At 62.2% G+C, this 3,740-nt stretch carries 2 protein-coding genes; one reads left to right on the top strand and one right to left on the bottom strand.

Annotated elements, in window-relative coordinates; all coding sequences use genetic code 11:
- Positions 1-115 precede the first annotated feature (115 nt).
- A complete protein-coding gene (locus tag K8W16_RS04940; RefSeq protein WP_304121657.1) occupies positions 116-376 on the top strand; it encodes a HypC/HybG/HupF family hydrogenase formation chaperone in 261 nt (86 codons plus the stop codon).
- A 326-nt stretch (positions 377-702) separates the two neighbouring features.
- On the opposite strand, the gene K8W16_RS04935 is transcribed toward K8W16_RS04940, so the two are convergent.
- On the bottom strand, positions 703-3,740 hold a 3,038-nt coding region (locus K8W16_RS04935), incomplete at its 5' end, for an AsmA-like C-terminal region-containing protein (protein WP_304121656.1).

Below are 3,740 nucleotides of genomic sequence, written 5' to 3'. Positions count from 1 at the left end.
CGCCGCCCGGCCCTTCGTTTGCGGAAAAACCGCGTTTTTTCCGCGAAACGACAGGCCGTATGGTTTGAAATGCACAGCATTTCAAACGGAAATTGCTCTAGTGAGGAGAATGCCTATGTGTCTTGCCGTTCCCGTATGCGTGGTGGACGTGCCGGAAGAGGGGAAGGCCCGCGTGCGGGTGGGCAGGGGGGAAACTTATATGGATATCTCCACCATACTTCTGCCCGAGGCCCCGCGCCCGGGGGATTATGTCATTGTGCATGCAGGCTTTGCCCTGCGCTCCCTCGATGCCGCCGAAGCCGAGGAATCGCTCAGGATTTTCCGGCAGATTGCGGAACTCGGCGTGAACGAGGGCCTTTCGCCGGAAGCTTTGTAGCGTGACAGGGGCTTTGCAGGGGGCCGACCGGCATCCCTCCGGAGGGCGTGTCACCGCTTTTTGCCCCTTGCCGTGGGGGCGGCTTTTTACCGGGACACAGGTCGAGCCTTTCTTCGGGTCTCCGCCATGCCCGATGTTTTTTTGAAGCGCTTCCCCACGCCTGCCCGGCGCAGTTTTTTTCGGGCTTTCCCTTTGCGCCGGGAAATTTCTGCCGATGCGGAGGCCGGGAATGTCGGAGGGCCTGGAGCAGGGGCTCCGGCACGCGGAAGGGCGGACTGTCCCTCCCGGGCAGATTCTTCCTGAAGGAAGGGCGTTTTCCGCCGCCGCTATTGGAAAAGGCGGAAGGGTGCGGTAAGCACGCCGCCCACGATATCGAAGAAGGTGGAGCCTATGTTGCTCACCGTGCCCGTGACTGCGCCGATGAGCTTGTAGGTGACTTTCGGCTTGAACAGGTTGCCCTTGATGGTGATGGGCATTTCCGGGATGCCGACAAGGGTGACGGTGGCCCTTGCGTCGATGCTTTCTTCCGCGAGATTGACCGTGCCCGAGCCCGAGACCGTGGTCAGGGAGCTTTTGATGAGAAAGTCCCGGCAGGTGGCCACGCCTTTGACGAGGGAGGCGGACATGGACATGGTGTTGAAGTCCGTCCGCGAGCTCTTGCCGCGTGCCTCCTGCGGAGGCGAGATAATGGCCCCGTCCTTCACGGCGAAGGAGATTTTCCCGTCCAGGGCTTTTTTCCAGTCCTGCCAGTTTGTCTGCCGGGAGCGCAGATCAGCCTCTGCGGAGCCGTTGCCGCTGATCTGCGTTTTCTGCCCCCTGTCGCGGCTGAGCAGGAGCATGTTCACATTGCGGCAGCGCATGTTCAGCCCGAGATCCATGGCGCTTCCGTCCCGGACGAGCACGGCCTGAAAAGAGCCCGAAGCGCTCCCCCCGCCGGGGAAAACAGCCGTGACGGGGACGGCAAGGGCGCCGTTCTTCTGGGAAACGGGCAGTTCCACATGGGAAAGGGTGGTGGAATAGGCGCGTACTTTGTCCAGGGAGAGCCTGAGGTCCATATCCCTGTCCTTCAGGAAGGCAAAGGGCAGGGGGGTGGAGACTTGTGCGGAGGAGGCGCTCTTTTCCCCCTGATGTTGCAGGTAATCATCCAGATTCAGCGAAGGGATGCGAAGCTCCCCGCTGAGCGTGGGCCTGCCCGTGAAGGTCTGCTGAAGGCTGCCGGAGACGCGCGTATCGTCCACGGAGGCGGAAAGCTCGCTGAAATCCGCCCGGTTCGCATTGACGGATATCCGGGCTGAGGCTTCCGCCTTACGGAGCGTTTTTTTGCCGGAAAGGGGGGGGAGGGGCAGGCCGAAAGCTGCGGCACATTCCCTGAGCGAGCCTGTGGAGAAGGAAAGCTTGCCCGTGGCCGAGGTCTTCGCCGGAAAGTTCGAGAGGGCAAGATCGCCGCTTACGGTGAAGAAGGGGTGGCGGAGCGTGGCCCCTTCCACGGAGACGGTGTTTTTTTCAAGGTTGAAGCTGCCCTTGCCGGAGAGGCTGACATTCATGTCCTGCGCAAGCAGGGGGGAAAGGGATTTGCCCAGAGCGGCCTGAAGGCTGACGTTCTGGCCGCGCATGGCCACGGGCAGCCCGAAGCTGGTGCTGAAGGACAGGGCGGCCTGGGAGGCGTCCGCCGTGACGGACCATGCGCCGGTCGCCAGCTTGACATGCCATTTGCCGCGAAAATCCATGGCAGGAGGCATGGCCGTGAGGTTTTTACCGGGAGCGGCCTTGGCCTGCGCGTCCACCTCCAGAGATTGCCAGGGCAGGGAGGCGCCGTTTTTCAGCGTGAAGCGTCCCTGTTCCAGCGTGCCTTTGATGCTGCCGCCGAGGCTGCTCAGCATGGTGACGCCGGAGCCGGGATGGAAAGTGAGGTCCGTCGAGCCCTTTTTGAGCAGGCCGCTCACGGCGGGAAAGCCCGCCATATCCCTGGTGAGCCCTTCCATGGACACGCGGGAGAGCTCTGCCGTGACGCGGATATCGTCCTGAAGGTAGACCTTGGAATCTCCCTTGCCGCCGTACACGTCGCCCACGGCAATGACGAGCATGGTGCCGTGCTCCGGCGCGGGCACCACATGCACGTCGGCCCTGCCCGCATGAAGCTTGAGGATGGAGGCTTCATCCGCGCTTATGTGTATGTCGTAGCCTACATGGATATCGGGGGAAGGAGCGTTTTCCTCTTGTTCCTCCGGGGCCTGCTGGTCCAGGGGCAGCACGGGCGGCGGCAGGTGCGACATATCGGGGAAGGTTCCCGACAGTTCCGGGAAAATGCGGTTGAGATCGGCCTTTTTCGCATGGGCACTGATGAGTATTTCAGGCTTGAGAAACTCTTTGCAGCTTCCTTCCCCTTCGAGCTCTATGCCCTGCACTACGGCCTTGAGGTGCGGAACAACGATGCCCGAGGGGGTGAGATGCATGTCTTCAAAGGAGCCCGCGATACTGTCCAGGGCATGCTGAAGGCCGGGATTCATGAGCCGGCCGAAGCCGAACCAGCGGGTAAGGCTGAAGTGATGGATATCGGCCCGGCCCCGGAACAGCGGGGAGCCTTCGGCAAGGCCGGAGAGCTTTCCGTACAGCGTAACGCAATCGTCGCCCATGCGGGCGTCGGCCTGTTCAATATCGAGCGGTTCCCAAAGGCCGGGCAGGGAAAAGCGCGCGTCAAGCCCGATGGGCACGGGATGCCCGTTCATGGTAAGCGTGGCCGAGGCCTTTGCCGTGCCCTGAGCGCTGTACTTTCCTTCTTCAGGCGAGGCGGTTAACTCTGCCGAGAAGTCGAGAAGGAGCGGCTCGGCCATGGGAAAATAACGGTAGGGGGCGGAAATTTCCCTCCCCAGCACGGCATCCAGCGCACCGAGCTGCGTTTCGGAAGAGAACTGCACGCTTGCGCTCCATGCATGGTGCAGCCCCCGGTGCAGGGAGGGGACGGCAAGGCGGGAACGACGGGCCGACAGTTCAAGCCCGGAGGGAAGGGAGCAGTGCAGGTTGTCCACATGTACTTCGAGGTGGCCGGGCAGAAGACCCGGAAGGCGGGAGCTGACCTCTATGCCCGAGAGGACAAGGCTGCTTTTCCCGTCCGTGCCTGTGACTCGGCAGACGCCGTTTTCCATGAAGACGCTCAGGCCGATGATGCTTCGGGGGAGCCTTGGCAGGGTGAAGGAGCCGGAAGGCCCCGGAGTTTTTTCGCCTTCCCTGCCGGAGTGGGCCAGAAGGTCGGCCGAAATGTCGAGGGTGGGGTTTTCCAGCCGGAGGGAACGTATCACGGGCTTCAGGCGGAGCAGGGAAAAATAGCTTATCTGAATATGGGCGCGCCGGATGTGCAGTTCCATGC

The organism is Mailhella massiliensis (assembly GCF_020741395.1).
In the GTDB taxonomy this organism is placed as follows: Bacteria; Desulfobacterota; Desulfovibrionia; order Desulfovibrionales; family Desulfovibrionaceae; genus Mailhella; species Mailhella massiliensis_A.
The sequence above is the reverse complement of the archived record's forward strand: the minus strand, read 5'-3'. Positions and strand labels throughout refer to the sequence as shown.